Below are 22,713 nucleotides of genomic sequence, written 5' to 3'. Positions count from 1 at the left end.
CCAAACGTCAGAAAGCAAAAAACCAGCTGTTAGGCTGGTTTCTCTAAATAGGGTGCCCGGACTCGGACAACCCGCGCAGCGGGATTGAACGTCGCTGGCGACGGCCCCGCAGGGGTGAGCGCTGCTTGCAGAGCGAATAATCGAACGTGTTCGATGAAGAGTCCAAACGTCAGAAAGCAAAAAACCAGCTGTTAGGCTGGTTTCTCTAAATAGGGTGCCCGGACTCGGACAACCCGCGCAGCGGGATTGAACGTCGCTGGCGATGGCCCCGCAGGGGTGAGCGCTGCTTGCAGAGCGAATAATCGAACGTGTTCGATGAAGAGTCTAAACGTCAGAAAGCAAAAAACCAGCTGTTAGGCTGGTTTCTCTGAATGTGGTGCCGGACTCGGAATCGATGTATTGAGTTAATTTATTAAATTTTATGATTTATTTTTGGTTTGATTGTTTTTGTACCCTCAATTGTACCCTCTGTCCTTTTTGGTGCTGGATCGGGGGATTCAAACTCAGGAACGAGCGGGTAACATCGAAGGAAAATGCTTCGCTACAATGTCGTTCATTTTATCAAGCAGTTCTGGCCTTTTGAAGCTGATATGCGCAGTACCCTTCTGAAAATATTTGATCGCAAACATCTCATCCTCATAACGATTGCTGTGCCTGTTTTCATGGATATGATCGCCGAGACGACGGGTAACATCGGCGCGGTTGTCGGGAAAGGGTTGGCCGTCGAGGAGCATCAGCATACGCTCCAGGTCAGCCAGCCTGTCACGCTGCCACCCCCAGTTCAGACCAAATCCCCACCGGTCACATTTGACCAGCCCCGTGACGATGATTTTCCTGCCAAATTTACAGGGTGAGTTCGTCTTAAAATCCCACGATAAGCTTTTAAATACGTTGATGACGCCACGTTCAAATACCTCACCCTTGCTCTGATGCAGTAGCTCAAAGGTACTGAGAACATTCGCTTCGCTTACAACAGGAATGTCGTCCCCTTCAAGGTTTCGGTACCATTCATCACGGGCCTGAGCGTCCATGAGCGACAGCATCCCGGACTTTTTCATCAGATCCCGCCATATGCCGCGATCGAGACTGCGGGTGATAGCCTTCATTGCCGTTTCTGGTTTCTCCATCAGCCAGCAGCCGCAGCGAAAATCCTGCTTCATGGCCCAGTCCAGGGCCGTTTTACCGCCGATACTGCGGGTCAGCGACGAGATATCATTAAGTTGCTGGATCAGCGCTTCAATTTGCGCCAGCGCAGCGTTACGTCCGGTGACAATACGTTCGATACTGGTCGAGCAAATGACGTCAGTGTGCCTGGTTAAGACGTCGGGTTCAGTAGTAGCCTGTCCGGTCATTATTTTTTCCTTATATAAAGCAAAATGCCAGCCGGTGAGGGCTGGCGCTTATGAGTAAGTGATGAGTACGGTTCGGTGGTCAATCTGTACTGGCCTGTTGCAAAAGCTGAAGATGGTGGAGATCGCGAACGTTCTGTAATGCCTGTTCAACTCGGGGCAACAACTTTGCTGAATCGGTGTTGTCTTCGTCGTTGTCGAAGATAATCTCGCTGCCACAATCGATGTTGTCCTGCAGCCAGTCGATCAGAATGTTGAGAGCCGCTTCGGTGGTTAATTCCGGCATGTGAAAACCTTATGGAGATTGAGGTTGCGCTACCAGTCAAACGTAGCGAAGCCCGGCAGTACTTCGCCAAAGGCATCCAGATGAATGATGCCAGCGGAATAGCGACGGATAAGCGTCACCACCAGGCGACGACAGGCTTTCGACAGACCGAGACGTTTGAGGCGTAATACCGGAAACGACCACGCGCCCAGGTTGAGCAGATAACCCGAACCGGTGTACGAAATCCATTCAGACTCACCAAAGTCTTCATACTGGTGTGAAAGAGTAAACAGCAGAGCATTGTCTTCCTCCGTGATATGTGCGGTGCTGCACTGAATGCCGTTAACGCGGGCGACAGGCGAAAGTGGATCTTCAACAATCAGTCTTCCTGGCTCGTCAGCAACGCGAAGTAAATATCCGTTATCGCAGACCACATTAATCAGGTCGGCCAGTTCAATACCGTCAATATCCACGGCGATCCGGCCCGAATTCAGGGCCAAAACGTTAATGGTGTCGGCTTCTACTGTGAGGGACAGTCTCATTGCTGCCCCCCGGAAGAGCGTCCACTGATGGCGCAAGTCACTGCTTTATAGCCGGTACGTTGCATCAGGCCGGTGACCTTTCTGGCCCGGAGTATGTCAATAGCGCTGATGAACTGAGACTGATGCTGAATGGAGAAACCGGGGAGATCAATTCGTACCAGCTCAGATTTTTCAACGAGAAAATTGAGTGCATCTGCCAGTGAAATCCCGGCATCAATATGCTGCTGAATCACATTGCCATCACCAAACTGTGTGTCTTGAAGCAAAAGGCCGTAATGTCTTTCCAGCAGATATATAAGAAGTTGCTGCCAGATTTCAACGGGCGTCGGACGTGACGAAGCCTCCTGCGTGGAGGATAGTGGTTGGGTTTGCATAGTGGGATCTCTTTGTTGATGGGTTAAAACGAGGGAAAGTAGTGCGAAGGTTTACGCGGTTGCTTCAGATGGTGTTGGGTAAATCGCCACGTACACGTATCCATGCGAGCCGAGGCTGTCCGCCTCGCAGGTCAGCCCTTTTGCGTATAACGTGACACAGTGCTGATGGCGTGGAGTGAGTTCATCACTTGTGAGCATCAGTTCAAGTTGTTTCAACAGCAGCGGGAATGCCTGGTCAAGATGGCGTAAATCCGCGTCGCTGAACTGTCCGGTGATACTGGCACGGTCAGCGAGATAGTGCAGCCGGTTGTTCTCCTGCACCAGGCGAGCGCCAAAACAGGGCGTGATACTGCGTTTAAGCCCCCACCAGGGTTCAGCGATATCGTGGTTTGCTGCCGGTATTTTATTCGACAATTTTAGCCTTCCTTAAACGTGTGTTAATTCAGCGTGACGCTGCGTAATACGACATAGGGGCCGTTGCGGTCCTGACGACGTTCTGCGAAGACCGCGAGTACACCGCTGATATCCTGCACTTCCCGACCGGCGTAGTGGCAGACGCTGCCGGACCACGTGTATTTCCCGGTACAGAAGCGAAACAGTCGGGACTTAGGGTGCTGGCGGTATATCGCCATTGCCTGACGTTTACTGATAATTTTCATCGGGTTATTTTCCTGTTGTGCTACAGCCAGCCTTTCTCGGCAAACGAGGTGATTTCCATACCGCCGACCACCAGGTGATCCAGCAGACGGATATCCACCAGTTCCAGCGCCTGCTGAATACGTATAGTGACCTGCCGATCTGCATTGCTGGGGTCAGCAAGTCCTGACGGATGGCAATGAGCGACAATGACAGCGGCGCAGTTATGCTTCAGACCTGATTTCACCACTTCACGGGGATGGACCTGTGTATGGTTGATGGTACCGGTGAAGAGCGTTTCATGGGCTATCAGTCGATGCTGGTTATCGAGAAAGAGTACGGTAAACTCTTCCCGCTCCAGTGAGGCGAGCTGCAGACGAAGCCAGTCGCGGACAGCATGGCTGGAAGTAAATGACGCGCCGGGTTCACGTAGCTGACACTCCAGCAGGGTTAAGGCTTCCCTGACCGTCTGCTGGTCGGCAGGGGCTAATTCACGGGCAAACAACGGTAACTGTTGTTCCATCGCGGCTGACCTCAGTCGATGATGTGCATGATGGCGTTGCATTCCGCGTGGCTGAGCGCGTAGTCCCGCAGTCGGTAGTAGTGCGCCGTCATGGCATCGCATTCGGTACGGCACGCGTGGTGGCTGTAGGAGATAAGGCAAACCGCAATCCCAGCGGCTTCAGCGCTGAGTTCACCGCCGTTACCGTTCAGGGTATTGAACAGCGTCCTGGGTTCATTGTTCTCCGATTCCGGGGCCATAAACGCACCGCCGTTACTCAGTGTGTAAAACTGCCAGATGCCGCCGTTGTAGTCTGCACAGAAGCGGTCCATCCAGGCGAAGACGGTCGGTTCGAGGATTATCCACTGCGGTATGCTGCCGAAGTGCTGCGGCCAGAACCCCACGCGCTGCTCGTCCTGCACGAGGGTGGCGGTCAGCGAGGGTGAAGAACAGATACCGGCAGGTTGTGGTTGTAACGGGAGGGTATTGTTAAGGTTAATAATATCGGTCATGTTAGTTTTTCCTTGTTTATTTATCGGGTTGGGGATGTTGGTTAAGCCGGAGTGACGGGCAGGACTGCGCATAGCCATCCTCATCACAGCGGGAGGGCCAGTGACCTTCAGTGATGCTTAAGCTGCACAGGCTGAGTTCACCGGGACGATAAAGAAGATGCGAACACCATGCGCAGAGGTCGTCATCGGAGATGGAGCGGCAGCAGGGATTGTTCTCCAGGGAGTGCGGATAAGAGGGGGGCTGGCGGGCGTTATCGGGCAGCGGTGGCATCAGCTCAGCGCCTGCTGCAGTTCTTCCGCCATTACCCAGAGCGCCCGGTTGAGCTTAACGTCGCCGTCTATGCCTTTAACTGCGCGCGTCTGACTGCGTTTGCCTTTGGCGGTCCGTCCAGGCAGTCCCCCTTTCAGCAGGTTCTCCTGGCAACGATTGAAAACTGACCACAGGTCGTCCTGACGGTCTTCATAGCGTCGGGGCGTCAGTATCTGGGATGCCGTCACCGGCTGGTGCTCTTCACCAAAGCGGTACGTCAGCGCGGCTTTTGCAAAAGCCTGCTGTGCCGGTGGGGGAAGTAAAAGCGACTGCATGACATCCCGTTTTTCTTCAACCCTGTCAAATATCCCCAGCACCTCATAAGCCCCTTCAATGACTTTCTCCACCACATTGCCCTTATGCGGCACGCGCACCTCACCAAAGGTTTCGCCGCAGACAAGCCCGTTCTGGCAGACAAAGCGAAACAACCCCGGCAGCATCTGGTAGGAGCTGGAGCCGTCGTGACTGTTAAGCAGGATGATTTCGGGGACCTGTTTGCCGGTGATTTGCCCCTCACGCCTGAGGCGCAGCATGTGCTTTGTGTGGTCGCGTTTATTCAGGTCGCGCACGCGTGTCTGGCAGGCAAAGAACGGCTGGAAGCCTTCCCGCTGCAGGTTATCCAGCAGGGTGATGGTCGGGATGTACGTGTAACGCTCGCTGCGGGATGCATGTTTTTCTTCGCTGAAGACGCTGGGCACATAGTGCGCCAGTTCATCGCGGGTTAACGGACGGTCGCGGCGCACGAGGCTGGCAGCGCCAAAACGGCTGGCTAAGCGCATGGAAATTTCCTTTCTGAGAGACAAAAGAAAACGCCCCGCTCGGATGAGCAGGGTGTCGGTGGTGTGTAATACCTGTGTTGTGGCAGTCGTCAGGACGGGTTCGTCTGTTCTGCCCTGGCCGGAGCGGGTTCATTCGATGTTGCGGGAGTGCCGTGAATAATCTGGTGCTTCGCCAGCGCCTGCTGCATGTCATTGATGCAGTACGTGATGTAGAAGACGTTAAACAGCACGGTATAAAAGGCGTTCATCTTCAGGTCAAAGCGAAACGTGTTCAGCGCATAGTGACGCAGAGCCGTTCTCGCCTTAAAGGCCCAGACCACATACATCACTCCACTGGCCACTGAGAGCAGCCCGCTGATGGCCAGCAGGATATCGCCGGTTGAGTCATAGCCGTACGGGTCAGGCGCTGCCATAGCACCCAGCTGGCGGCTGAGCCCGAAACAGACGGTGAGCCATATAACAAACAAATTGCCGTAAAACGGATAACCCGTAGTTTCGCTGATGATATCCTGCTTTTTGTAGAGCCAGAGCAGCGGCCAGACGCCGCAGGTGGCCATGCTGAGCAGGACAAAATGCAGCGTACGGGTATTCAGCCGCTGGCTTAGGGTAATGATGTCGGTCATGGGATAATTTCCTTATCAGATAATGGCTTCAGATATTGAGTGCAGAAAAAGCGGTTGCCCTTACTGCCAGTTAAAGGTGTATGGTCCCTTGCTGGTCTGGACTGTCAGCTCCAGTGGGCGACACTGGGTGAAGTTACTGTTACTCGGTGTGGTGAAAGAGAACGTCTGCCCGTAGCCCAGACGTTTGTTCATATTCTTACCCCGGCCTGCGATGGAAATCAGGCAGATGCCCCGGTTGAGCGTGAGTGACTTAATGGTGATGTCGTTTTCCAGGCTGGTCAGGGTGAGCTGCCAGACGGGGAGATTCGGATTATTAATCAGATACGTTCCCTGTGAATTCACGGACAGAGGCGCAGTGTCAGCCAGGGCAGAGGCGCTTATGATGAGCAGCGTGGCAGTCAGTACATGTTTAAACATGAGGGTCTTTCCTTTCTGAAAGATATTTAAATTTATTGCCATTCTTGTATGGTGTAGGGGTGAATTTCTTCGAGTAAGGCACTACATCAGCTGTTTACCCACCGTCATCAGACCGGCCAGCCAGCCGATACACTGAGGACCCGCAAGCCAGAACAGCCGGGGTTTTAACAGGCCGCCCATTCCGCCAGTGGTATAGATGCTGTCCGGCATCAGCCACTGGCGCAGGAACGCGCCGATGGTCATACCGGCACCGGGACCGAGCGTCATCCAGAACAGATACCCCATCCCCTGCCCGAAACTGCGGATTTCGCCCGTGTTCCCGAATACGTTAAACAGGACGACAACAAGCGCGATGCCGAAGGCAATTGCGAAATATTTAATAACTAGCGGCATTCTGTTCAGTCCTTATTTTCTGCACTGCTTAGCGGCGCTCAGCATGTTGTCCATAAAACGCGAGGGTACATAGCCGTACTGCTGGTTCATTTTCTCCAGTTCTCCGTGGGTATATTTCGTCTTCAGCTCTTCCCAGATACAGCCGCAGACCGCGGTTGTCCCGCCACCGGACTTACAGCCCCGGATAAACTCACGTTCGTTTTTGTCACCACAGCCGCTCAGGGCCAGCGCTGACAGCAGCGTGACGGCCAGTAATACGCTCCTGGAAGCCATCGTCATTTTTAATTGCCTGTTAATCATTGTGTGAATAGTCCATTCGTTAAAACGCCTCTGCTCAGAGGTTGTCTGATTGCGCCACGCCTTCCTGTTCAAGTGCATGGCTGATGTTGTTCACCACCGTATCCGGGTCGAGCCGGATTTCCGCCAGATGCTTACCCGTCTCAGGTGTTCCCTTGTAAACGTCCAGGGACGCGAACGGTCTGCCTTCATCGTTTGTCCCGGCAGATACCTGGTATGAGGTATTACCGTTCCGGACCGTGAATTCCTGCAGACTGATTACCTGATTGCTCTGGTATGCATACGTGGTGGTGTTTGCCGGTACGGTAATGTCCATTTCCTTATGTTCTGCGCCGGTCTTACCGAATGAGTACGATACCGACGGGGAGATGATGCAAATTTCAACCTCCTTTTTATGGTTAGCGGTCTGCGCATAGAAGACGGGTTTGCCGCAGCGCTGGTGGTGTGCCTGTATAAGTGCGTCGGGTGTAGCGGCATTTACGGCCGAAAGCGATGCCAGCATCATTCCTGCGCTCAGCAACCGGGCTTTACCGTGTTTCATGTTTTAACTCCTTTTGGTCTGGTGTGAGGTTCGGGAGAATGCTCCCGGAAGGTATGAATGACGTTGCTGATAAAGTGAAAATGCGGAAGAGCGTTGATAAAGTCCTCCATGGCGATTAGTGCATTAGTCTCGTTGCGATGTCTGAAATGCTGCTCTGAAAGCGAGACGGAGATAATCTCGTGAAGCGAGAAAACGTGAATGGCTCCCTGCCGGCAGGCCACTAGAAACCAGCATGCCTGTGAGAAAATCAGCCGGTAGGGCTCGAGGTGGTCGTGACGGATGCCCTTAACCAGCAGGCTGACCATCCGGTGGTGGTAAATCGCCTCAGCAAGCCGCTGAAAGCAGTCCGGGAGGATCCCCGCAGGCTGATGTACATGACCTATCAGACACGGCGATGTGCCGTTTTCATCCATCAACAGCTGCATTAACTGACGGCTCTGTGAGGGAATGAGGCGGGCTATTCCGGTGTTGCGGGCAAACGCCAGCGCACCAGGAGTATGATCACGCATCGGATTTGTCCGTAACCGCCAGCAGCCGTTATCGCCGGTCAGATCCAGATGAAGCAGACGCTGAGAAAAATCCCGGCGCAGGGTGCGTTCAGATACGCCAAATTCACCGGACAGCGCTTTCAGTGAAAGAGATTCACCGGCAAGAAGCCGGCTGATAATAACTGACAGCCTGAGGGCCAGCCTGTCGTGTCGGTACGCAGAGTCCGTCGCGCGCATATACCCTCCGTGAATGGAAAATACTGAGATAACTCATGCGGTTATTATGCAGGATAGGGTGGACAGGTTATGACCAGTGATGAGAGCGAGCGGCAGAAAAGATGAAATTTTTTTCCCACGTTAACTGACTGAATATACGTGGATAATTTCACATTGTTCAGTGAGTGAGCTGCAGGTGGTCATACCCTGTCATAAAGCCGGTCAGCAGGACGCGTTGTCAGGGCTGAAGGTGGCTGTAGTATGGCGTTTTATTAATCTCGATCTGAGCAAACGCAGTAAGAGGCGAAACAGAATGACGAGGGCACAACGTACGCTTTGGATCTCTTTCTCTGGCCAGCCTGCGCGCCGGCAGTAATCCAGGATCCGGGTTACAATCTGTCTCCGGATATAGCGCAGCAGCATGCGCAACAGGAGCCGTGTCAGCTTCCTGAGTATCATTTTCCACCTCCTCAAAAAAGTAAGTGCCACAGCGCAGAAGCAGCATTCACAATGCCGTCGCGGATTGTTCCCAGCGCTTCACGGACCGGCTTTGGCAGCGGAATGGCATCCACTATCCGGCTGAACAGCTCACCCAGCAGATCGCCAAAATCCTGTCGGGCGGTACTCTCTGCCTCCGCAGATCGGTGCTCTTCCCTGACCTGACGAAACACGCCGCTGCTGGCTTCCGGTGGCAGGGCAAATATCATGGTTTCAACCAGACGGGCCAGGTTGTAGCCGGTTTTTGCTGACACTGCGTGCACCGGATAAGGACAGGAAAACTGCCGTGAGATGGCTGCGCTTCGGGCGGTCAGCGTCAGCAACTGGCCGGTGGAGGGCTGACGCGCTTCTCTGTCCCATTCCAGCGAGGGTTCCGCCTTGTCGGCCTGGTTAATGACGAAGACAATGCTGCCTGGTGAGACACCGCACTTGAGCAGGAACCGGTGAAATGCTTCATCGGTCGCGCAGGCCCGGTCATCCGCTTTCATCACCCAGAGAATAAGATCCAGCGTCGGTAGCTGCTCTTTATACAGCTGCCGGTATTCACGGTCATAGTCCAGAGATTCGCCTGCACCGGGCAAATCGACCAGCGTCATGCGGCGCCCGCCGATATCGAGCGTGAAGCGAAGCGGTTCGCGGGTACAACCCTGGACATCGCTGACCGGACTAAGGGGCTGCTGAAAGAGGGCATTGCAGAGCGAACTTTTGCCACTCCCTGTTTTACCCATGATGCCGATGACTGGCTCATAATGGATATGCTGGCGGATGCGGTTCAGTATTGTGCGGGAGAGTGTTTCGGGCAGGAGAGACAGCTGTTGCTTCAGGGTATCAAGACCCTGTTCGGTTTTATCGGACACATTAACCTCCGTGAGTGAAATAATAAAATGGCAGCATTTCTGCTGCCGTTCTCACCCTGGTAATATAGGTCTGAAATTTTTTTGAATGTAATTTTTTAGGGAGGTGAACTGTTCCTGTTGAAAGGACAGTTTAGGGTATGACAGAGCAGGTTCAATAGACCCGTTATTATGCTGGCTATTATATGTGACAGGAGTGCTAACTTGAGAGTAAAAACAAGCAGTTATCTGATGTGAAAATACGGTTTTTAAGTGTTTCCTTCTTCTATTGTATTTTCTTATAAAAATACGTTAATGCTTGTCGGGTTGGTAATATATTAATATAGATACACTCGTTGGTGTTTGTATGATTATATCAATAAGTGTATCAGACAGAGTAACGGTTATATAAGCAATTCCAGATAACAAACCAATTCAATAAATATGATCAATCAACAAAACTATACCTGTCGTGGTACCAGTAACACACATTCGCACTTAATCACTTCCTGGTATTACTCTGCAGAACAGAAAGTAATTTATTACTGACGGTGTATATCCTATTGAACAAACTCACTAACACAAGGTCTTTCATAATGAGCATTAATACCGACAGCTACGGTACATTGAACCAGAACTATGTTAAGCGTATTCAGGAGACTATCACTAAAGCCCTGAATGAGTATCCGCGTGTAATGGTCCTGAGGGTAGACCTTCGTTTGCCTGAGATTGAAACCGGTTCATATAAGTCTGACTCAGGAATAGTCACCCGTTTCGTTGTTTCCCTTAAAGCACAGATTGAAGCTGATTTACTGAAAAAATGTAATGCAGGTAAACGAGTTCATTCCTGTCATGTTCGTCATATCTGGGCAAGGGAGTTTAATGAGTACGGTAAAAAGCATTATCACGTGGCCCTGCTCTTTAATCGAGAAGCGTATGCCTATCCAGGAAGCTATACCAGTACGGATGGAGAATACACTCACAATCTGGCCATGATGATTATGGAGGCCTGGGTACGGGCGCTGGGACTGAATACTGTGGTTAATCATCAGCAATATTACCCCCTAGTAGAGTTTCCTGCCAGTTGTTACTACCACCTGAGTAAAAACCATAATGGCTTTACTGCCCAGTTATCAAATGTCACTGACAGGCTTAACTATCTGGCCAAGGACTACAGCAAAGATAATTCAGACAGCCAGCGTAACTTTGGCTGCAGTCAGTACTGATTAGGTCATAAGTATTTTTCTACTGGCGAAAGGAATGTTATGGCGGAGTACCAGGTTAACGATAAATCAATCATTCCTAGTGCTCCTGTCTTTCATTTCCTTAAGACAGAGAGAAATCGTCATGACAGATATAACAACCCGCAGCCTGCTCAGTGATAAAATGGTCGATATGGCATTCATTACGGAATTTACCGGGTGCAGCGATAAATGGTTTTACAAGTTGATTCAGGAAGGTTTATTCCCAAAGCCGATTAAGCTGGGGCGTAGTTCGCGCTGGCTTAAAAGTGAGGTTGAGGAATGGGTTCAGAAACGTATTGCTGAGTCCCGTGCATAATGCATCCTGATGTGCGAGCCGTATACCCCCCATAAACTCTCCTGTGGATCTTAAATATTTATGTAACCCTGTTTGTTATCTGGGTTGTTTAAATATTACAGATAGGCATGCGCTAATTATTCTTGTGTATTTATAATGAGAGCCTGTGCGAATGTTTTATGTGCACCTTGCAGGTCTCTCGTTTACAGCTTTTTGGAATAAACTAAACTGAATTTCGAGAATAAATGACGGAGCATGTTAACTCAGCGGTGATAGTGAGTTAAATAATCACCGGTCCAATACTGTAGATAAAAAGCACTTAACTAACCAGTGGTTCCTCACGATTCCTTGTAATAATTTCATAGCAATCTGGCGTGGTATAACAGTCACTGAAGCCAACGTTGACGTAATGCGTTGTGGTTTACTATTGTGTGAATTCTGTACGCATGATGTGCATTTTTTTATAAGAGCGCCGCTAAATCTGCTAAAAAAGAAAATTTTAGCAGCTTTGGCAGGCTGTAATGAAAACTCTCATCTCTTTTCTTGGCTGACTTCTGGCTATCAGCAGAATCCCACCGGACAGATGAACTCCACATACGACACTAATGTTTTGTAAAACATTTCGATAACAATTATTGCCATTGCAGTCTGTTGGAATCGTATCCACTCAGTGGTTGAGTGGCATTATTTCTGTAGCCCACAAGGTTGTATTGAGGGAAAAAATTATTCAGGGCAACTATATTACCATACGCATCGGTACCTGCCATCGAGATATAAAGCGCACGTTGTGGTGGGTAGCATATTGTGACAATCAGTCCCAGTTGAATGAGTTGATTCAGTACCGGTATTAAACGTTCAGCTTTTCTCAATCTAGCGGGGCCGTGAGTCTCAAGTTCATTTCTTAAAAATGGCTGCCACTGCTTCAGGTTTACATCCTGAAAGCCTCCGTAATAACTGGTGGCAACTTTCATTGTTCCTTTGGGATTGTTAAATCTGTTTTTTATCCAGTCAAACAACTCATACACATCTTGCTGTAACTGATACTGCTCGCTCAGTATGTAAAAATACTTGTCGGCCTGATTAATGTGCCATTCAGTAATCGTGAAGGCATCCCTCAGAGTACTTTCAGGGATGCCTTCTATTGAGCTGAAGCTAAATAAAGCGGCAATGCGTATTGCATGGCTGCCTGCTTTAGATACAAACTCTGCAATATGTTCCCGTGGTTGATTTTCACCAATACTTAATTGATACTGGTTTATCCTTTCTTCAAATAGCATTTTTGCGTTATCCGACAACGCTAAAGTTTGCTTCTGAATTGTGTCATCATAAAACCGTTCTTTTTGTTTCTGGAGGAAATGGTTAAATCGGGTAAACAAAGCATCAAGGGCGTTTCTGGATTTTTCCTGATTCAGGTTTATTCGTCGTTGCCCGATAGTGCTCGCGGTGTTCGTAAAAAGAAATCGTGCCAGAAAACCACTTGAAACAGCGCGCTTGCCATTTTTCTCTAAATACTCTTCAAATATTTCAGGTTGCACCATAAGTAAAAAGGTCAGGTAAGCATTGAGCCGTATACTGCCTTCTTTCTTTCGGGAAAGTGACAGTGGTTCGTTTTTCCATATTTTGTTCAGCAGGCCAAGGTTGTTTTTCAGGTGGCCGGTAAAGAAGGTAATGGCTTCATCAGCGAATACACCGGCATAGGGATATTCTTTTAATCCCTGAATAATCCCTTCGGGCGTGGCATCTTCATAGAACATTTCAAATGCCCTGGGTTTTGTCGGCTCTGCAGCCTGGTGTTCGCGAAGCAATAATTCTTCAACGTCACTGTCTCCACCATGTTTAGAGGCTTTCTGAAAATTGCGGTTTAACGCTTTTTCCTTCGAGGACCAGATAGCATGGTCTTTTTTATAAGCATCAAAGAGTGCTTCATATTCGGCATGCATCTCTGCTGCAAAAGTCTCGAAGGGCTCCATCATACATTCGCGCACCGGGCTCTTCCCTTCTCCTGATTTCGCCAATGTCAGAAAATACAATGAGCAGGGTTCTGGCTTCTTATTACCGAAGGGGGAAGCAACATCGATCAGCGGTTGCCGAGCTAGGGCGACAGCGGCCAGGACTGTGCTGCCAATCATTTCGACAGGGATCAGGGTGTCTTCATGAAACGCCGTTATCGCGTCACGTAAAACGGGCGGAAAAGCTTCAACAGGGTAGTTATTAACGTTATTCATTGTTATTGCCCACACGGCTAATCTGGATTCTATCTTCAGCAGGATAAAGCAAATCGGGCACCAAAAGCGAGTGAGCGAGTATTTTGCTTGTCGTGATCGCTCTGGTGCGGAGCCACTTCTGACCCACAATAACCCATCGATTAAACCTTCTGTGCCGCTATAAATCAATCCTCTGATCCTTGCTGGCGCAACGTTGAGAGTCTCTCATATGAATCATTATTTACCCGCTACAACCGCTAGTAATGCTACAGATGTAGCGAATACATGTGCTTTTCTGCAGCAGGCTGTTGACCATTACCCGCGACTGGTGGCATTCAGCTTTACGCTGAAATTGCCGTATCGTGAAACCATGAGCGATTACCGGTCATTGATTTTGCGTTTTCACACCGAAGTCTGGCAGCGGACCGGCCAATATTCGCGCCAGTGTCAGCAGGCACGCCATCATTCACCTCCCACAGTACTGCGCTGGCTGTGGGAGTCTGTCAGTGCACCAGAGTGTAAAATGGCGCTGCTGATGAATCTTGATACGCTGGGGGCCTGGCGCGATGAGGTCGTACAGCAGGAGATGAGCGTGATACTCAGAGAGGCATGGCGCACTGTGACGGGTACTGATAGCAACGTCACCAGTATGGCGTCTTTCATTATCAGTCGCACAGAAAGATGTTCATTTTCACAGCCATTCAGTCAGCTACAGACCAGGGTGAATGAAATGGTATCTCCCGTGATGACAGCCAGAACGGGTGTGGTTTGTCCGTGAAAGTAATGGTCTCTGTAAACAAAGGAGATGACAGTTAATTCAGGTCTGAAAATACGCACCTTATCCCGGACTTCCCCGATCTCTGCTGCGCCGATATAATTCCTGAATGAAGAAAACCCACGATATCCTCCCCCGGAACAAACCGTCACGGCACTGGAACATTTTGCATGGTGTGCGCTTGTCGCCTTACGTACCGCGCAGCAGGATGGTCATGCGTTGTCGCCACTCAGCACGCACGCATTTTTACTGCGCTGGTTAACGGTGGCGTATAAGCAAAAACGGTTTACGCGTTCAATCGCATCCGATATTGAGAGTCTGGTGGTGCTGGGGCGCCAGAAAGGTCTTGCCGCAAGCTTATTCAGTCGTCTGGAATATCTCTGGTCTTCGTGTGCCGGACCTGTGTCTGCAAAGTCGGATTTGTACCGGCTGACGTACGCAATTGAACAGCTTAAATCGCAGGGCTGGGTCAATGCAGCGGTGAGTGACGAAGACTGGGACAATGAAGCTCTTTTAGTTCAGGAATACATCGATACGAATGCACTGCTGGTAAGGAAGTCGGCTCTGACCTGTGGATTTTCGGAAGAGGACAAACTGGTTACACCGGTGGAATTTCTAGTGACGGGCAACCTGTCAGCATGTAGAGAGGTTTTTCAGGCCCATGTCCTACCGTCGGTCATGGTGGAGTTGAACCGGATCTCATTACAACCTGAGCAATAGGACAAATATTCTCAACGCATCAGTTAATCTGAAACTCTCTGAATGGCAGGTATCCTGATCGTGCTCACCTCCTGGTATTGAGGGATGTGTAAAGGGCTGTCGTGAAATTTCCTTTCTTCTGAAGAATACAAATAGGGGTCGTCTCAGAAAACGGAAAATAAAGCACGCTAAGCCGGTTGCAGCGGCCGTAGCGGCCTGAACTTGCCCGCGCCGATCTTGGCGCTGCTGCGCCAGAGGTAATCGCCGGTCAGGTTGATGTGCTCCCAGCCGAGCGGCGACAGGTACTGCAACAGGCCGTCATCGACGGCTTGACCGTGGCCACGCAAGGCGTTCGCGGCCCGCTCCAGATAGACCGTGTTCCATAGCACGATGGCCGCCGTCACCAGGTTGAGGCCGCTGGCCCGGTAGCGCTGCTGCTCGAAGCTGCGGTCGCGGATTTCCCCCAGGCGGTTGAAGAACACGGCGCGGGCCAGCGCGTTGCGCGCCTCGCCTTTGTTCAGCCCGGCATGCACGCGGCGGCGCAGCTCGACGCTTTGCAGCCAGTCCAGGATGAACAGTGTGCGCTCGATGCGTCCCAGCTCACGCAGGGCGACGGCCAGGCCGTTCTGGCGCGGGTAGCTGCCAAGCTTCCTGAGCATCAGCGAGGCCGTCGCCGTGCCCTGCTTGATCGAGGTGGCCATCCGCAGGATTTCATCCCAATGGGCGCGGACGTGCTTGATGTTGAGCGTGCCGCCGATCATCGGTTTCAACGCCTCGTAGGTGGCATCGCCCTTCGGGATGTAGAGCTTGGTGTCGCCCAGGTCACGAATGCGCGGGGCGAAGCGGAAGCCCAGCAGGTGCATCAACGCGAAGACGTGGTCCGTGAACCCTGCCGTGTCGGTGTAGTGCTCCTCGATCCGCAGGTCGGATTCGTGATACAGCAGGCCGTCGAGCACGTAGGTCGAGTCGCGCACGCCGACGTTCACGACCTTGGTGTGGAACGGCGCGTACTGGTCGGAGATATGGGTGTAGAACGTCCGCCCTGGGCTGCTGCCGTATTTCGGATTGATGTGGCCGGTGCTCTCGGCCTTGCTGCCGGTGCGGAAGTTCTGGCCGTCCGACGATGACGTGGTGCCGTCGCCCCAATGCTCGGCGAAGGGATGTCGGAACTGCGCGTTGACCAGCTCGGCCAGTGCCGCCCCGTAGGTTTCGTCGCGGATGTGCCAGGCTTGCAGCCAGGCCAGCTTGGCGTAGGTCGTGCCGGGGCACGATTCCGCCATCTTGGTCAGGCCCAGGTTGATCGCGTCGGCGAGGATCGTGGTCAGCAACAGGTTTTTGTCCTTGGCCAGGTCGCCTGACTTCAGGTGGGCGAAGTGCCGGGTGAAGCCCGTCCATTCGTCTACCTCCAGCAGCAATTCGGTGATCTTGACGTGCGGTAGGATCATCGCCGTCTGGTCGATCAGGGCCTGTGCGGTATCGGGCACCGCCGCATCGAGCGGCGTGATCTTCAGGCCCGACTCCGTGATGATGGCGTCCGGCAGCTCGTTGGCCAGCGCCATGCGGTTGACGGTGGCGAGCTGCGTTTCCAGCAGCGTCAGCCGGTCATGCAGGTACTGGTCGCAATCGGTGGCCACGGCCAGCGGCAATTCGCTGGCCTGCTTGAGGCTGGCGAATTTCGCGGGCGGCACCAGGTAGTCCTCGAAGTCCTTGAACTGGCGCGAGCCTTGCACCCAGATGTCGCCGGAGCGCAGCGCGTTCTTCAGCTCCGACAGCGCGCACAGTTCGTAGTAGCGCCGGTCGATGCCGGTGTCGGTCATCACCAGCTTCTGCCAGCGCGGCTTGATGAACTCGGTCGGCGCGTCGGTGGGCACCTTGCGGGCGTTGTCGCTGTTCATGCTGCGCAGCACCTCGATGGCGTCGAGTACGTCCTTGGCGGCGGGCGCGGCCCGCAACTTGAGCACGTCGAGAAATTCCGGCGCGTAGCGGCGCAGCGTGGCGTAGCTCTCGCCGATGCGGTGCAGGAAATCGAAGTCCTCGGGTTGCGCGAGCCGCTGCGCTTCGGTGACGCTCTCGGCGAAAGCATCCCAGGACATGACGGCCTCGATGGCGGCGAACGGATCGCGGCCCGCTTGCTTGGCCTCGATCAGCGCCTGGCCGATGCGCCCGAACAGCCGCACCTTGGCATTGATCGCCTTGCCGGATGCCTGGAACTGCTGCTGATGCTTGTTCTTGGCGGCATTGAACAGCTTGCCCAGGATGCGGTCATGCAGGTCGATGATTTCGTCGGTGACGGTGGCCATGCCCTCGATGGCGAGCGCCACCAGGGTCGCGTAACGCCGCTGCGGCTCGAACTTCGCCAGGTCGGCGGGCGTCATCTGGCCGCCCTCGCGGGCGATCTTGAGCAGCCGGTTCTGGTGAACCAGCCGCTCGATGCCGGAGGGCAGGTCGAGCGCCTGCCACGCCTTGAGGCGTTCGATGTGTTCCAGCATGTGCCGCGAGTTCGGTTTGACCGGGGATTGCCGCAGCCAGGCCAGCCACGTCGTCTTGCCGTTGTCGCGGCGCTTGAGCAGATCGTCGAGGCGACGGCGATGCACGTCCGTCAGCGGCTCAGCCAAGGCGTCGTAGAGACGCCGGTTGGCGCGGGTAATCGCTTCGGCGCTCGCCCGCTCGACGGCGTTGAGGGCGGGCACAATGACCGACTGCCGCCGCAGGTGCTCGATCAAGGCTCTGGCCAGCACGATGCCCTTGTCGGTTTGCATGGCCAGCTCGGTCAGCAACTGGACAGCCTGCCGGTAGTGGCCAATCGTGAACGGCTGGAAGCCGAACACCGTTTGCAGCTCGACCAGGTGCTCGCGTCGGGTCTGCTCACGCTGCCCGTACTCGTCCCAGCTTTCGATGCCGACCTTGAGCTGGTTGGCGACCAGTCTCAGCAATGGCGGGAACGGTGGCTCATCAGCGCCAAGGATGACGCCGGGAAAGCGCAGGTAGCAGAGCTGCACCGCGAAGCCCAGCCGATTGGCCGGGCCGCGCCGCTGCCGGATGATGGAGAGGTCGCTTTCGCTGAACGTGTAGTGACGGATCAACTCATCCTTGGTGTCCGGCAACGCCAGCAGGCTTTCGCGCTCGGCGGCGGAGAGGATCGAACGGCGGGGCATGCGGTTTCCTTCTTCTTGAAAACGTAGGTTTGTGACAAGCCCGCCAAGGCAACCGGCGCGGCACGGGAATCAAGGCATTGCGATTCTCGAAAATAGTTCTTGAAATTCTATTCTTGATTGCATATCATCTCAACGAGTTTCGATAAGAAAGGATGCGCATGCGACCGTCTGGTTCGCTGGTGGGCAAGGAGGCAGCAGCCGACACGCTCATCGGCAACTGCACGACCGCACGACCAGCCTCCCGTTCAAATTCGAGTTAGAACTCATATCCAGCCTGTCTGGGGGCACTGTGAAAGAGGGATCTCCGATGACTGTTGAATCGAGAATATTTTCTGTAGCCGAGTATGTTCAGCCGTCCGAAGGCGAGCCTATTCGTTCCGTTGTGCTTGAAACCCGAGACTCAATTATCGTGGTTTGGCATGTCCATCCCGGGCAGGAAATTGCGGCTCACATTCATCCTCACGGCCAAGACACGTGGACTGTTTTGTCGGGAATGGCTGATTACTTTCAGGGCAATGGGATTGTTCGTGCCCTCAGGGAAGGTGAGATAGCCGTGGCAAGACCGGGCCAAGTGCACGGGGCGCGAAATACAGGTACCGAGCCATTTGTGTTCGTCTCGGTTGTGGCATCAGCCAATGCCGGTTTCGTATTGGCTGAGCGATAGAGCCCAATCTCTGGAGTTGGTCCAATGAGCGGTCGGGGAGATAGGTAACAGACATGCAGCGGACACGGCTGCTAAACCAGGTCGCAAACCTCCTTGCGTCGCAGCGTGCCGCAAGCGACGCGATCAATCGAATGGGGTCGGCATGAGACTGAACACCATCCAGTTCCCGACCGCGTAGCCGCCTGTCCTGCCGATCAGGTCTTGACCATCGACGCCTGGGATCAGTCCTGAATGTTCTTGGAGACCACTACGTTAGGGGTTTGAGGTCCAATGGGGCGAAAACCTACGCTAAGAGTCTACATATTCATTAACATGTTGATTTAAAGGCCTTAATTCACCATTCATCACGTTTTCAGACAAGGTGAATGAGTAATGCCCTAACATATTGATATGACCGTGCATCAGCGGTGATAATCTGGATATATCTTCTTCGTTAATTTCAGTAGGCTGGCTATCTGTATTAATATGTCCAAGGGCTTCCTGCATATACAGCGTATTCCATAAAACAACAGTATTTGTTACCAGTCCCAATGATCCAAGTTGATCCTCTTGCCCTTCGCGATAGCGTTTTCTGATTTCACCACGTTGACCATGGCAAATGGCGCGAGCCACACTGTGTCTCCCTTCACCCCGGTTTAGTTGCGTTAGTATTCGGCGACGATAATCTTCATCATCAATATAATTCAGCAGGTATAGCGTTTTATTTATTCGCCCAGCTTCAATGATGGCCTGCGCCAAACTAGACGGGCGCGTGCTCTTCAATAAACTACGGATTAGCTCTGATGCTTGTACAGTTCCCAATTTAAGAGAACCCGCAATCCGCATCATATCGTCCCAGTTAGCCTCAATCAGTGCTAGATTGATGCAACCACGGGCCAATTCATCGAGAGGGCCGTAATTCGCATTTTTATCCACTCGCCAGAAAACGGCATCTCCGGCATCCGCCAGACGTGGGGAAAACTGGTATCCCAACAACCAGAACAGACCGAATATCAAATCACTGGCACCTGCTGTATCAGTCATAATTTCCTGTGGATTTAACCCCGTTTGCTGTTCAAGTAAACCCTCCAGAACAAAGATTGAGTCTCTCAACGTACCTGGGACAACAATGCCGTGAAAACCAGAAAACTGATCGGAGATAAAGTTGTACCAGGTAATTCCACGATCAGAGCCAAAGTATTTTCTATTGGGTCCGGCGTTAATCGTTTTTACTGGCGTAACAAAACGCATACCATCAGCAGATGCGACCTCTCCACCACCCCATCGCTGAGCGAGACTGAGCGTAGCCTGGTAATCAACCAGGCGAGCATTCGCTTTGATAAGGGTTTCTGACCGAAAATAATTTTGTTTCACCCAACTAAGACGATGCCGGGTTAATGATGGAATATTGTGCTTAATTAATGGTTCAAAGCCAATGTTGCAGGCTTCTGCCAGTAATACAGCACAAATGCTGATATGCAGATCTTTCGCTCGCGCATTAGACTCGCTGACATGAGTAAATTCTTCGGCAAATCCTGTATGGGCATTGATTTCCAGTAAGAGCTCAGTCAGATCCACCAAAGGTAAAAGACCTCTGACTTGTCTGTTGAGAGCTATCAGACTTGGTGATTCATCCAGTTTCTCTAGGCTGCTGATAGTCAACGTAGGATGTTTCCCCCCGTATTCGATATGGACTGACGCATTATCATCAAAGCTATCAGCTACCGCTTTCCAGGCAAAATCTAACTGCTGAGCAAGCTTTTCTGTTGCCTGCTGAGCATTGACAGGGTGGCCTAATGCTCGACAGACAGAGACGCGTTGAGCTTGCCATTCTGTCCCTTGTAATAGCTTTGACCGTGGATCTCCCCAACGATCGCTATTCTCAAGATAAATATCCCGCCGCCTTAATGCATCCTGAAACCGCTCAAGTAGACATAGTGAATAGCCAGGCCGTCTTACTCGGCCTTCTTCGTCAAAAACCAAACGCTTCCAGGGGCCGGTAATAATATTTTTTGGAGCATCGTCAAGGATGTGCTTTCTTGAAGCGCCTAGCGACGATAAATAGTTAAAAGCTGCCAGAGTATGTTCTCCCGCCGGGGCGGCCAGAAAAGTTAATTCCCGAAGAACTCTGGGTAGAAAACGGCGAACGCGCCCATATTGTTCAATCATTTCATCTTGGAAATTATTGTCTGCCGGTCGGGCCAACTCATTGACCATTTTTACCGACTCAGCCAGTCTTTCTTTGGAAATGCAGGAAAAAATTGATTTTCGGAGGTGGGAATCATCAGTTACCTCATCCAGCAGGAGTGCACAGGCTTTTGCCAGTATCAACGAAGAGCGGTCCAAATCCTTCAACGTCCTCAACCGCTTCTTTTGCCCTGCTTTTTTAGCCTCTCCCGCAATATTAGTGATTAGCATATCCAAAACATCGATGGCTTCATCCAGCGCAATGACCTCCAATGATTTAACAAAGGCAATAAGTATCGCTGTACGTTTCTTCATGGGGATACGAACTATCTTTTTTACCGAGGTTACATTGGCATAGCGAGCAAGACTTTTTAGCTGAGCCGGTGGAAGGCCTGTAAAATCAAGTTGCTGAAAACCCAGTTGGTGCAATTTGTTATAACGATCAAGTGCATCGTTAAATGCAGGACTACTGACTGTCACAGGACCTTTTTTCAGTTGCTCGAACATGGATACTCTCTGACCTTCACTAAAGCTCAGTAATTCATCCAGTTGTCGTTTCTGTTCATCATTGGGCAATGCCAGTAATCTTTGCCAAAGACGGTTTGCTGCTCGTTCGCGGATTTCGGTGATCACTCTGGAGAGTGTTGTGGTTCCTGGTAATAAAATTTTATGCTGTACCAGCCATGCGGTGGCGAAATCGAACATCAGGCTGGGGCGTTCATTGCTAATCCAGGCTCGGGTATACAGCAACCGGTTCAATCTGAATGTCCACGGAAACTCCCCGAACTCATGATAGTGATAATATTTTTTGATTTGAGCATAATGCTCCCAGCGGGTTGGTTCTCGTTTTGCGTATTCAGCCAGAATATCAGTCCGACTGATTGAAAGCTGCGTGGCAACAAAGGTTTGTACATTGTGCGGAACCAGAGCCAAATCAGGCAGGAACGCTCCTAAAAATCGGACGGATGTTAGTTGAAGGGCTATACCAAGACGGTTTTGGTCCCCGCGCCTTTGTGCGATGAATATCAGGTCATTTTCATCCAGAATAAAATAACGGGAAAGTTGTACCTCGTTCGGCTCTGCCGCATAACGCCCATAATTTTGCTTCTGCTCTTCAGTCAAAAAATCGATAGGCATCCAGCACTCCTTGCGTAACTATGACTTAGGTCTATTTTTAACTATCTCAAATGTTATAAGTTTTGAGACCACTCAAAACGATTTCAAACATGAGTATCAAAAATCGCGATTTATACTTTATGATACTACGCAGTATCAATATCGATTTGTGAGACCAATATGGCATTACTGGGATATGCAAGAGTATCAACCAGCCATCAGAAACTGACGGTACAGATTACGGAGCTGAAATCTGTAGGTGTCAGAGATGACCGGATTTTTACTGATATGATGTCAGGAGCCACGGATGAGCGCGAAGGGTTACAACGGCTGCTTGCCCGTGCAGAAAAGGATGACATCATTATTTGTACCAAAATGGATCGGCTTGGCCGCAATACCGTAGACATGATCCACATTGTTGATGCTTGCTATAAAAAGGGAATAGCCATTCGTTTTCTGGAGAACGGACTAAGTACAGAAGGAACTATGGGGAAAATGGTGATTCAAATTTTGGCGGCTGTTGCAGAAGCAGAACGAGAACGTATTCTGGAACGCACTAATGATGGCAGAATTGTTGCTATGGCATCCGGTGTCAAATTTGGACGGAAACCGCACTCGAAAGCAGCACTTGTCAGACAACTTATCAATCAGAAGCTATCAGAAAAAATAATTCTAGAAAAGACAGGGGTTTCTCGGGCTACTTATTTTCGGTTAAAAAAATCGGAAAACAATCAGAAATCATCATAAAGATAATATTAACCATGATTTAAAAAGAATTATTCTAAGCAGAGATCAAGTCATACAACAAATTATGATAGGG

At 51.4% G+C, this 22,713-nt stretch carries 25 protein-coding genes; 6 read left to right on the top strand and 19 right to left on the bottom strand.

Annotated elements, in window-relative coordinates; translation table 11 throughout:
• Positions 1–503 precede the first annotated feature (503 nt).
• The 16 genes from FTA96_RS21370 to FTA96_RS21290 form a co-directional block, all read right to left on the bottom strand.
• Entirely contained in the window at positions 504–1,352 is an 849-nt protein-coding gene (locus tag FTA96_RS21370) for a DUF4942 domain-containing protein (protein WP_046051758.1), read from the bottom strand.
• A gap of 79 nt (positions 1,353–1,431) precedes the next feature.
• The gene (locus FTA96_RS21365) at positions 1,432–1,635 is read right to left on the bottom strand and encodes a DUF957 domain-containing protein (protein ID WP_046051757.1); all 204 of its coding nucleotides are present in this window, start codon (positions 1,633–1,635) and stop codon (positions 1,432–1,434) included.
• Positions 1,636–1,664: 29 nt separating this feature from the next.
• Positions 1,665–2,156: a DUF5983 family protein gene (locus tag FTA96_RS21360; protein ID WP_046051756.1), complete on the bottom strand. Its 492-nt coding sequence runs from the start codon at positions 2,154–2,156 to the stop codon at positions 1,665–1,667.
• Positions 2,153–2,530: a TA system toxin CbtA family protein gene (locus FTA96_RS21355; protein ID WP_046051755.1), complete on the bottom strand. Its 378-nt coding sequence runs from the start codon at positions 2,528–2,530 to the stop codon at positions 2,153–2,155. Before FTA96_RS21355 ends, FTA96_RS21360 begins: the two co-directional genes overlap by 4 nt.
• A gap of 51 nt (positions 2,531–2,581) precedes the next feature.
• Positions 2,582–2,944, bottom strand: coding sequence for a type IV toxin-antitoxin system YeeU family antitoxin (locus FTA96_RS21350; RefSeq protein ID WP_046051754.1), 363 nt, complete (start codon positions 2,942–2,944; stop codon positions 2,582–2,584).
• A gap of 23 nt (positions 2,945–2,967) precedes the next feature.
• Positions 2,968–3,189: a DUF987 domain-containing protein gene (locus tag FTA96_RS21345; RefSeq protein ID WP_046051753.1), complete on the bottom strand. Its 222-nt coding sequence runs from the start codon at positions 3,187–3,189 to the stop codon at positions 2,968–2,970.
• Between the two features lie 20 nt (positions 3,190–3,209).
• Positions 3,210–3,689, bottom strand: coding sequence for a RadC family protein (gene radC / locus FTA96_RS21340; RefSeq protein WP_046051752.1), 480 nt, complete (start codon positions 3,687–3,689; stop codon positions 3,210–3,212).
• An 11-nt stretch (positions 3,690–3,700) separates the two neighbouring features.
• Positions 3,701–4,180, bottom strand: coding sequence for an antirestriction protein (locus FTA96_RS21335; RefSeq protein ID WP_046051751.1), 480 nt, complete (start codon positions 4,178–4,180; stop codon positions 3,701–3,703).
• Between the two features lie 270 nt (positions 4,181–4,450).
• Positions 4,451–5,269, bottom strand: a complete 819-nt coding sequence (locus tag FTA96_RS21325) for a DUF932 domain-containing protein (RefSeq protein ID WP_046051750.1) — start codon at positions 5,267–5,269, stop codon at positions 4,451–4,453.
• 89 nt (positions 5,270–5,358) lie between these two features.
• Positions 5,359–5,892 carry a DUF4234 domain-containing protein gene (locus FTA96_RS21320; protein ID WP_046051749.1) on the bottom strand — a complete coding sequence of 178 codons (534 nt, stop codon included), beginning with the start codon at positions 5,890–5,892 and terminating at the stop codon, positions 5,359–5,361.
• A gap of 60 nt (positions 5,893–5,952) precedes the next feature.
• Positions 5,953–6,309 carry a hypothetical protein gene (locus tag FTA96_RS21315; RefSeq protein ID WP_231854914.1) on the bottom strand — a complete coding sequence of 119 codons (357 nt, stop codon included), beginning with the start codon at positions 6,307–6,309 and terminating at the stop codon, positions 5,953–5,955.
• A gap of 81 nt (positions 6,310–6,390) precedes the next feature.
• Complete coding sequence (locus tag FTA96_RS21310) at positions 6,391–6,702, bottom strand: hypothetical protein (protein WP_046051747.1); 312 nt, start codon at positions 6,700–6,702, stop codon at positions 6,391–6,393.
• A 12-nt stretch (positions 6,703–6,714) separates the two neighbouring features.
• Positions 6,715–6,975: a hypothetical protein gene (locus FTA96_RS21305; RefSeq protein ID WP_046052095.1), complete on the bottom strand. Its 261-nt coding sequence runs from the start codon at positions 6,973–6,975 to the stop codon at positions 6,715–6,717.
• 61 nt (positions 6,976–7,036) lie between these two features.
• The gene (locus FTA96_RS23625; protein ID WP_235897561.1) at positions 7,037–7,540 is read right to left on the bottom strand and encodes a hypothetical protein; all 504 of its coding nucleotides are present in this window, start codon (positions 7,538–7,540) and stop codon (positions 7,037–7,039) included.
• A complete protein-coding gene (locus tag FTA96_RS21295) occupies positions 7,537–8,265 on the bottom strand; it encodes a helix-turn-helix transcriptional regulator (RefSeq protein WP_046051746.1) in 729 nt (242 codons plus the stop codon). The genes FTA96_RS23625 and FTA96_RS21295 overlap by 4 nt, the downstream gene beginning before the upstream one ends.
• A 449-nt stretch (positions 8,266–8,714) precedes the next feature.
• Positions 8,715–9,599 (bottom strand): GTPase family protein, encoded by an 885-nt coding sequence (locus FTA96_RS21290; RefSeq protein WP_046051745.1) that lies wholly within the window; start codon positions 9,597–9,599, stop codon positions 8,715–8,717.
• Between the two features lie 572 nt (positions 9,600–10,171).
• Here FTA96_RS21290 and FTA96_RS21285 point away from each other — a divergent pair.
• Both FTA96_RS21285 and FTA96_RS21280 read left to right on the top strand, forming a co-directional pair.
• A complete protein-coding gene (locus FTA96_RS21285; protein ID WP_046051744.1) occupies positions 10,172–10,801 on the top strand; it encodes an inovirus Gp2 family protein in 630 nt (209 codons plus the stop codon).
• A gap of 121 nt (positions 10,802–10,922) precedes the next feature.
• Positions 10,923–11,135 carry a helix-turn-helix transcriptional regulator gene (locus tag FTA96_RS21280; protein ID WP_080342191.1) on the top strand — a complete coding sequence of 71 codons (213 nt, stop codon included), beginning with the start codon at positions 10,923–10,925 and terminating at the stop codon, positions 11,133–11,135.
• 611 nt (positions 11,136–11,746) lie between these two features.
• On the opposite strand, the gene FTA96_RS21275 is transcribed toward FTA96_RS21280, so the two are convergent.
• Positions 11,747–13,339, bottom strand: coding sequence for a YfjI family protein (locus FTA96_RS21275; protein ID WP_046051743.1), 1,593 nt, complete (start codon positions 13,337–13,339; stop codon positions 11,747–11,749).
• Between the two features lie 208 nt (positions 13,340–13,547).
• Here FTA96_RS21275 and FTA96_RS21270 point away from each other — a divergent pair, with 208 nt between their 5' ends.
• Both FTA96_RS21270 and FTA96_RS21265 read left to right on the top strand, forming a co-directional pair.
• Entirely contained in the window at positions 13,548–14,096 is a 549-nt protein-coding gene (locus tag FTA96_RS21270) for an inovirus-type Gp2 protein (protein ID WP_046051742.1), read from the top strand.
• Between the two features lie 102 nt (positions 14,097–14,198).
• Entirely contained in the window at positions 14,199–14,813 is a 615-nt protein-coding gene (locus FTA96_RS21265; protein ID WP_314732606.1) for a DUF2913 family protein, read from the top strand.
• Between the two features lie 167 nt (positions 14,814–14,980).
• On the opposite strand, the gene FTA96_RS21260 is transcribed toward FTA96_RS21265, so the two are convergent.
• Entirely contained in the window at positions 14,981–17,947 is a 2,967-nt protein-coding gene (locus tag FTA96_RS21260) for a Tn3-like element ISPa38 family transposase (RefSeq protein WP_003100881.1), read from the bottom strand.
• 307 nt (positions 17,948–18,254) lie between these two features.
• On the opposite strand from FTA96_RS21260, the gene FTA96_RS21255 reads away from it, so the two are divergent.
• Positions 18,255–18,611, top strand: a complete 357-nt coding sequence (locus tag FTA96_RS21255; RefSeq protein ID WP_003465043.1) for a cupin domain-containing protein — start codon at positions 18,255–18,257, stop codon at positions 18,609–18,611.
• Positions 18,612–18,899: 288 nt separating this feature from the next.
• Here FTA96_RS21255 and FTA96_RS21250 read toward each other — a convergent pair whose 3' ends face one another.
• The gene (locus FTA96_RS21250) at positions 18,900–21,914 is read right to left on the bottom strand and encodes a Tn3 family transposase (RefSeq protein WP_046051740.1); all 3,015 of its coding nucleotides are present in this window, start codon (positions 21,912–21,914) and stop codon (positions 18,900–18,902) included.
• 159 nt (positions 21,915–22,073) lie between these two features.
• Here FTA96_RS21250 and FTA96_RS21245 point away from each other — a divergent pair, with 159 nt between their 5' ends.
• On the top strand, positions 22,074–22,640 hold the full coding sequence (locus FTA96_RS21245; protein ID WP_046051739.1) for a recombinase family protein: 567 nt from the start codon (positions 22,074–22,076) through the stop codon (positions 22,638–22,640).
• The last annotated feature ends 73 nt before the right edge of the window (positions 22,641–22,713 follow it).

It is taken from the genome of Yersinia alsatica, assembly GCF_902170305.1.
In the GTDB taxonomy this organism is placed as follows: Bacteria; Pseudomonadota; Gammaproteobacteria; order Enterobacterales; family Enterobacteriaceae; genus Yersinia; species Yersinia alsatica.
This window is presented reverse-complemented; position numbering and strand designations above follow the sequence as displayed.

What these genes read in the sequence shown, in the direction of transcription:
- FTA96_RS21370 (WP_046051758.1), bottom strand. Translation starts at nt 1,352, where the DNA reads ATGACCGGACAGGCTACTACTGAACCCGACGTCTTAACCAGGCACACT.
- FTA96_RS21365 (WP_046051757.1), bottom strand. Translation starts at nt 1,635, where the DNA reads ATGCCGGAATTAACCACCGAAGCGGCTCTCAACATTCTGATCGACTGG.
- FTA96_RS21360 (WP_046051756.1), bottom strand. Translation starts at nt 2,156, where the DNA reads ATGAGACTGTCCCTCACAGTAGAAGCCGACACCATTAACGTTTTGGCC.
- FTA96_RS21355 (WP_046051755.1), bottom strand. Translation starts at nt 2,530, where the DNA reads ATGCAAACCCAACCACTATCCTCCACGCAGGAGGCTTCGTCACGTCCG.
- FTA96_RS21345 (WP_046051753.1), bottom strand. Translation starts at nt 3,189, where the DNA reads ATGAAAATTATCAGTAAACGTCAGGCAATGGCGATATACCGCCAGCAC.
- radC (WP_046051752.1), bottom strand. Translation starts at nt 3,689, where the DNA reads ATGGAACAACAGTTACCGTTGTTTGCCCGTGAATTAGCCCCTGCCGAC.
- FTA96_RS21335 (WP_046051751.1), bottom strand. Translation starts at nt 4,180, where the DNA reads ATGACCGATATTATTAACCTTAACAATACCCTCCCGTTACAACCACAA.
- FTA96_RS21325 (WP_046051750.1), bottom strand. Translation starts at nt 5,269, where the DNA reads ATGCGCTTAGCCAGCCGTTTTGGCGCTGCCAGCCTCGTGCGCCGCGAC.
- FTA96_RS21320 (WP_046051749.1), bottom strand. Translation starts at nt 5,892, where the DNA reads ATGACCGACATCATTACCCTAAGCCAGCGGCTGAATACCCGTACGCTG.
- FTA96_RS21315 (WP_231854914.1), bottom strand. Translation starts at nt 6,309, where the DNA reads ATGTTTAAACATGTACTGACTGCCACGCTGCTCATCATAAGCGCCTCT.
- FTA96_RS21310 (WP_046051747.1), bottom strand. Translation starts at nt 6,702, where the DNA reads ATGCCGCTAGTTATTAAATATTTCGCAATTGCCTTCGGCATCGCGCTT.
- FTA96_RS21305 (WP_046052095.1), bottom strand. Translation starts at nt 6,975, where the DNA reads ATGGCTTCCAGGAGCGTATTACTGGCCGTCACGCTGCTGTCAGCGCTG.
- FTA96_RS23625 (WP_235897561.1), bottom strand. Translation starts at nt 7,540, where the DNA reads ATGAAACACGGTAAAGCCCGGTTGCTGAGCGCAGGAATGATGCTGGCA.
- FTA96_RS21295 (WP_046051746.1), bottom strand. Translation starts at nt 8,265, where the DNA reads ATGCGCGCGACGGACTCTGCGTACCGACACGACAGGCTGGCCCTCAGG.
- FTA96_RS21285 (WP_046051744.1), top strand. Translation starts at nt 10,172, where the DNA reads ATGAGCATTAATACCGACAGCTACGGTACATTGAACCAGAACTATGTT.
- FTA96_RS21280 (WP_080342191.1), top strand. Translation starts at nt 10,923, where the DNA reads ATGACAGATATAACAACCCGCAGCCTGCTCAGTGATAAAATGGTCGAT.
- FTA96_RS21275 (WP_046051743.1), bottom strand. Translation starts at nt 13,339, where the DNA reads ATGAATAACGTTAATAACTACCCTGTTGAAGCTTTTCCGCCCGTTTTA.
- FTA96_RS21270 (WP_046051742.1), top strand. Translation starts at nt 13,548, where the DNA reads ATGAATCATTATTTACCCGCTACAACCGCTAGTAATGCTACAGATGTA.
- FTA96_RS21260 (WP_003100881.1), bottom strand. Translation starts at nt 17,947, where the DNA reads ATGCCCCGCCGTTCGATCCTCTCCGCCGCCGAGCGCGAAAGCCTGCTG.
- FTA96_RS21255 (WP_003465043.1), top strand. Translation starts at nt 18,255, where the DNA reads ATGACTGTTGAATCGAGAATATTTTCTGTAGCCGAGTATGTTCAGCCG.
- FTA96_RS21250 (WP_046051740.1), bottom strand. Translation starts at nt 21,914, where the DNA reads ATGCCTATCGATTTTTTGACTGAAGAGCAGAAGCAAAATTATGGGCGT.
- FTA96_RS21245 (WP_046051739.1), top strand. Translation starts at nt 22,074, where the DNA reads ATGGCATTACTGGGATATGCAAGAGTATCAACCAGCCATCAGAAACTG.